This window comes from Microbacterium sp. P2_F9, assembly GCF_056403635.1.
The window spans coordinates 1-5493 of sequence record NZ_JBFUFC010000228.1 but is presented as its reverse complement, the minus strand read 5'-3'; the positions used below and the strand labels follow the sequence as shown (position 1 = coordinate 5493).

Sequence of the window (5493 nt, the reverse complement as noted above, 5' to 3'; positions counted from 1 at the left end):
CTGTGAGCCAGGGGCGACCGCCGGCCGTGAGCGCGAGCGGCGGGACGATCGGATCGTCGTCGTCGACGTCGACCAGTGAGAGGTGCAGGGTGCCGTCGCTCAGGTGGGTGACACGGGCCGCGACCACATCCCCTTCGGCAACGAGCAGGTCGACCGTATCGAGCGGGTTCGGCGAGATGTCCCGGCCGCGGAGGACGAACTCGACCGCGGGGTGCAGCAGCAGCGTTGCGCGCGCGGCGGTGACCTTGCGCACCAGCGCGAGGGTGACACACCGATGCGGAAATGCCTTCTCGAGTTCGGCCTGCGTCGGTCGCGGCGTCTCGACGAGCAGCAGCTTGGCGTCGAGATCGAGCACGCCAGTGACTCGTTGACCAGTGTGCAGACTCCACTCGAGCGGAATCGGCGGGTAGGTCAGCTCACTTGAGATCGTCGCGTGACCGCGGCCGTCGACGTCGACGATCGCGCGGGTTCCGTCGGCGATGAACCCCTTCACGACTCCGGATGCCGCGACCCGCCGCTCCGACGGCTTGGCGAACAATCCCGCCGCGCCGGCATGGCCAAGCACGTCGCCGATGAGCTGCTGTGTCGCCTTTGCGCTCGGGAATCGCAGCGGCGAGCGGCGCCAGTGCGGATCAGTGATGAAGTCGTGCGGATAAGACCGCCCGGCGCCGCCGTAGACCTGGGTCTTGTCGGGCAGGAGCGAGTCGAGCTCGCGGGTCAGGTCTCCGGTGGGGATCAGGAAGAGTTCGGCGATGTCGGCGAGTTCTCGCTCGAGCTCTGCCTGATCGTGGGCGACAACACCCGTATGCGGGTCCGTCGACACCACCACCAGCGGGCGCAGCCGCCTCTTCATGATGCGGTCGGCAAGGGCGACGACGTCGGCGGACGACTGGACGTGCTCGGTCACGATCCCTCCTTCCGGCCAAGACGATCGAGATGCCTGCGAGCGTATGGGACGGGTACGACATTCGGCGGCGCGCAGCCACTAGGTTCGCCTCGACGCGGCTGGGGAGCAGTGCTGGGGAACGGCAATCGCTGACATGACAGCACGAGAGCGAGCGGACCGCCTCCCGGCTGGCTCATCGACAACATGGATTGGACCCGACGCTCCTCCGGCCCGGGACGTGATGGTGCTGGCGAGGCGCCAGAATGGTTCGGGGCAACAACAGCACCAGCGGGGTGAGTTGTCGCGGTGCCACGATGGAGCTGTGCCTTCCGAATCCCCGCTCGAAGTCGTCGCCGCTGTGATCGAGGACGCCGGACTCTTCCTCGCCTGCCGCCGACGCGCGGGCAAGGCCGCGGCGGGCAAATGGGAATTTCCCGGCGGCAAGATCGAGCCCGGGGAGTCCGCCCCTCAAGCGCTTGTACGTGAGATCGGCGAGGAACTCGGCATCCGCGTCACCGGTCACCTGACGACGGACGACACGGCCGGGATTCGGCTCGTGTGCCTCCTCGCCGCGCTCGATGGTGGACGTCCAACGACGAGCACCGATCACGACGCACTGAAGTGGGTGCGGCGTGAACGGCTCGCGGAGTTGGAGTGGGCGGACGCCGACCGACCGGCTGTGCGGCTGCTCACCGCCGCCGGGCTCTACGCTGCGAACTGAGCGAATCTCGCTGCGAGCGCCTCCTGAGAAGGTCTGTCGGTCAGTCGATCAGGGACCTGGAGTGTGCGGCCATGCATCTCCTGAAGCCCGTGGCGAAGCATCGGACCGTCCACCTCGTTGAGCAGATCCTCGTTTATCCGGACCACGTAGTCAGGCGTGATCCCGAGCAGGTTCACGTCGTACGAGGTGTGGTGGATCTTGCAGAGCGATAGTCCGTTCGTCACGTGCGGGACACCGGCCTCAGATGCGTCGCTGAGGATGTGCGCCGCGTCGAGCAACTCGGGGTGACGGAGGTTGCAGACGGCGCAGGAGTGCTTGTACGCGTGCATGACCTTTGCTCGGAAGATGGGCTGGTGAAGCCGCTGCTTCACGATTCGATCGGCGTAGCGTTTGACTTCTTCAGTCATGCCGCTCCGCTGACCGAAGATTGCCAGGTCGGGGACCAAGGGGAAACGCACTTCACGCCGACCAGGGTCATTCATGGCGATGACGATCGGATAGTGAGCGATGTAGTGRCCCTCCCGAATCGCGCGAAAGTAGGCGATCGGAGCGCGATCCTCAATTGCGCGTATCAGCTTGACATTGTCACCACCGTCGCGCGCCTGATAGGAGTACGTCACCCAGCCGTCGTCATTGTGCAGGTCGTTGTACTGGTTCTGCTTCCACCCGGACATGAGGGTGAGCGTTGACGAGAAGTCCGCAKGGTTCCGAATTCCTCGTCCCGTGTCGAGCAGCGGAATGCGTTCACCCCGGTACGAGTAGTTCAGAAGAGTTTGTCTGCTGAGCTCATAACCGCCGCTGTCCTCAAACGATTGCAGCCAGCGAAAGATGTCCTCTCGTATGGCACGTTGTTCCTCTGGACTGCGCATCGTCATCTTCGATGTATAGCAGCGTCCACCACGCCTACGTCGATTCCTTCGACCGCCAGTTAGGAAGTCACCCGTAGACCAGCTCCCCCAGCAGCGCGAACTGCAGCACGATATCCACGTCCTGGGCACATCCGTAGCCAAGCTCTTCGCGGCTCAAGGCATCGCCGCAGCAGAGCACGCCCTCGTCAAGGCCGCGCTGAATCGCCGGCACGACGTCCTCGGGCGACAGGAAACGACGGGTTGCGGCATCCGTCATCCCATCGTCAAAGACGACATCCCACCCGCCGTCGCGCGCATCGATCGCATGCACCCAGGGGCTCACGTCGCGCCAGACGTTGCTAATGAGTTCAAGCACTTCGATGGGGTCGATCGGGCGGGTGATCCGCAGTTCCAGAGCTGTCATGGGCAGAATGCTGCCACTCGGCGACGACACCGGCAGCGACGCATCACTCCCCCTCGACCGGGACCGCACGGATCAGGAGGAAATCCTTGCGGCGCAGCATCCGGAGCACTATTGCTCTGAAGCCGCCGAAGGCGCGGAGTCCGGCCTCCCGCGGATAGTCCTCGACCGAGGTGATGCGGTACGTCCGGCCGCGGTGGCCGATCTCGCCGCCGGACTTGAGGATGTTGCGATACCAGTTGACCTCGGTGCCGTAGGTGAGTTCGGCGATGAAGCCCTCGGGCACCGGGGCGAGTACGAGCGGGGTCTCGAACGTCTTGCCCGACCGTCGGCCGGTGTGTCGCACGAACGCGAACGGACCCTTCCCGCGTTTGGCTGCGGCGAGCGTGGCGGGGTTGAGATGGCGGCCGACGAAGGCGAGCCAGCGGTCCTTCAGAGTCATCGAAGGGTCCCGCGGTTGGCGCGCGACGGCGATTGTGAGAACTCGCGCGCGGGCTTGCCGACGTGTCCGCTCGAGAGGGAGCCGGTCTCGTAGAGGCGCTGCTCCATGGTGCGGCGGAAGCTGTCGCGCGGCAGCGACGTGCCGGCGACGGCTTCATGCAGGACGTGCAACTCGCGCAGCGTGAAGGTGCTGGGGAGGAGCCGGAACGGGTCAGGACGCGCGCGGTACTCCCGCCGCATGTGTTCGACGGCCCGCCGCACGATCTCGTCGTGATCGAAATCGAGGCCTCGCGCCTTCTCCACCGGGATGAGCGCGATGTCGCGATCGCGGGCCGCCTGGAGGGCGGGCGGAGTCGCGTCGGCCTTCGACGGCGGGAGAACGCCCGCGCCGCGCGCGCCGAGGCGGTCGTACGGTCCGTCGACGTGCTCGAACTTGCGCGCCGGCACCGCGGCGAGGTGCGCGACCGACAGCACCCAGCCGCGATCATCGCGCTGCGGTGCGTCGAAGACGCGCAGCTGGTGGGCGCCGACAGCACGCAACCCCGTCTTCGCCCGCAGGGAGCGCTCGACGGCATCCGCCAGCCGCTCCCCCTCGTGAAGGAACGTGCCGGGCAGCCGATACGTACGCGACTCGGGATCGCGCACGACCAGCACCGACAGCGGAAACCCGTCCGGCACGGTCAGCACGGCGGTGTCCACGGCGATGGACGGTCTCGGGTACTCCGTCAACGAGCGCCCGGATGAGTCTCGATACACCATGACGCCATTGTCGCAGAGTCACCCTAATCCCTTGAGTGCCGCGTCGAGATCCCTTGAAATGACGGATGTCGGAAGGCCGTGGCATCCTGCACTTGACATGGTTAGAGCGAATCGGCTCTAATAGGCGTTAGGGCGAATTCGCTCTAACTTGGGGTACTGAACTGAGGACACGTCATGAATGCATTCCTTCCGCGGCTCCACGTCGGCGCCGGCACACAGCGCGGCGCGCTGACCCTCTTTCCGGTGTGGGTCGAGGGTGCCGCGACCCGCGGGATCGGCTGGCGCTCCGACCCGCTCGTGGTCGAGGAGCGCACGGGCAACGCGGTCGTGGCCGAGCTCGTCATCCGCAACACCAGCGATCGCCCGCGCGCGATCATCGAAGGCGACCTCTTCATCGGCGGCCACCAGGACCGCACGGCCGCGGAGACGATGGTGCTCGACCCCGGCGAAGCGCGCGTGCTGCCGGTGCGGTGCGTCGAGCACGGCCGCTGGGGCGGCGGCGATGAGCGCCACCGCGCGACCTCGCTGCGCACCCCGTACTCCGTCCGCTACGGCACCCACGCCGGCTCAGCCGTTCCGCTCGACCAGGGCGAAGTGTGGGAGCGCATCTCGCGGCTCGAGCGTCGCCACGGCATGAGCCGCACGTCGGCTCTGACCGATCATCTCTCGCACAGCCGCCAGATTCGGGGGCAGAGGCTGGGCGTGCTGCCCGGGTCACCACCGGTCCCGCGGCCTCTGCGCTGCCCGACGTGAGTGGCCTGCGCCCCATCGACGGCCAGCGCGGCGTGATCGTCGGCATCGGCGGACGCGTGGCTGCCGTTGAGGTTTTCGGTTCCGAGTACGGGCTGAAGACGCGCTGGAAGGGCATCCTTGATGCCGCGGCCCTCGACGCCGCAGGCCACGCCCAGATCGCGACGTCTGGCACCGAGGCCCGTGACTTCGCCGCACGGATGCTGCTCACCCCGCGGCGGGACGCATCGCGGGGACGCGGCATCCGCCACATCGCGGCTGCCGACGGGCAGACCGCGATCGCGACATCGTGGACGACGGATGCCGCGGGCCACCGCACCGGGATGCTCCACCTCACGGCGTTCAATCGGGCGCACCCGGTGCTCGTCTAGGTCGATGTCGGGGTCGGGGTGGGCGACGGGCTATACGTCCCAGTCCCGCCCGAACCAGCGGCGGATCCGGGAGCGGCCGAACTCGGCCTTGTCGGTCGCATACTCCGGGCCGGGACCGAGCAGAGTCCCGTGCGGTCGTCCGTCGAAGAACGACACATCGACGATGCCGACCTGGCTGTCGCCGAATTCGACGTAGCACGTGCCGTGCCCGTCGTACTCGGCCTCGGCCGCCGAGCCGCGCAGGTGCGCCGCGATCCGGCGCGCCGCCGCGGCCGCCTGGCGCTCGGCGAACACCC

General features: G+C 67.3%; 8 protein-coding genes and 1 pseudogene. 3 read left to right on the top strand and 6 right to left on the bottom strand.

Annotation, left to right across the window (positions count from 1 at the left end; translation table 11 throughout):
• Positions 1-907, bottom strand: a 907-nt coding sequence (locus tag AC1DVT_RS17550; protein ID WP_477390392.1) for a hypothetical protein, incomplete at its 3' end; no start/stop codon positions are given.
• Positions 908-1208: 301 nt separating this feature from the next.
• Between AC1DVT_RS17550 and AC1DVT_RS17545 the strand changes: the two genes are divergently transcribed.
• A complete protein-coding gene (locus AC1DVT_RS17545) occupies positions 1209-1607 on the top strand; it encodes a (deoxy)nucleoside triphosphate pyrophosphohydrolase (RefSeq protein WP_477390390.1) in 399 nt (132 codons plus the stop codon).
• Here the strand turns inward: AC1DVT_RS17545 and AC1DVT_RS17540 are convergent.
• The 4 genes from AC1DVT_RS17540 to AC1DVT_RS17525 all read right to left on the bottom strand — a co-directional run bounded on the left by AC1DVT_RS17540 (position 1592) and on the right by AC1DVT_RS17525 (position 4076).
• Positions 1592-2482, bottom strand: a complete 891-nt coding sequence (locus tag AC1DVT_RS17540) for an HNH endonuclease (RefSeq protein WP_477390388.1) — start codon at positions 2480-2482, stop codon at positions 1592-1594. The two genes, AC1DVT_RS17545 and AC1DVT_RS17540, sit on opposite strands and share 16 nt — an antisense overlap.
• A gap of 61 nt (positions 2483-2543) precedes the next feature.
• Positions 2544-2879 (bottom strand): hypothetical protein, encoded by a 336-nt coding sequence (locus tag AC1DVT_RS17535; protein ID WP_477390386.1) that lies wholly within the window; start codon positions 2877-2879, stop codon positions 2544-2546.
• A 43-nt stretch (positions 2880-2922) separates the two neighbouring features.
• Positions 2923-3318: a PNPOx family protein gene (locus AC1DVT_RS17530; protein ID WP_477390384.1), complete on the bottom strand. Its 396-nt coding sequence runs from the start codon at positions 3316-3318 to the stop codon at positions 2923-2925.
• Positions 3315-4076, bottom strand: a complete 762-nt coding sequence (locus AC1DVT_RS17525; protein WP_477390382.1) for an NUDIX hydrolase — start codon at positions 4074-4076, stop codon at positions 3315-3317. Before AC1DVT_RS17525 ends, AC1DVT_RS17530 begins: the two co-directional genes overlap by 4 nt.
• A 174-nt stretch (positions 4077-4250) precedes the next feature.
• Here AC1DVT_RS17525 and AC1DVT_RS17520 point away from each other — a divergent pair, with 174 nt between their 5' ends.
• Complete coding sequence (locus tag AC1DVT_RS17520) at positions 4251-4829, top strand: ARPP-1 family domain-containing protein (RefSeq protein ID WP_477390380.1); 579 nt, start codon at positions 4251-4253, stop codon at positions 4827-4829.
• A complete protein-coding gene (locus AC1DVT_RS17515; protein WP_477390378.1) occupies positions 4826-5197 on the top strand; it encodes an ARPP-1 family domain-containing protein in 372 nt (123 codons plus the stop codon). Before AC1DVT_RS17520 ends, AC1DVT_RS17515 begins: the two co-directional genes overlap by 4 nt.
• Positions 5198-5227: 30 nt before the next feature.
• Here the strand turns inward: AC1DVT_RS17515 and AC1DVT_RS17510 are convergent.
• Positions 5228-5493: pseudogene (locus AC1DVT_RS17510) on the bottom strand (NAD(P)/FAD-dependent oxidoreductase); the annotation flags it as partial.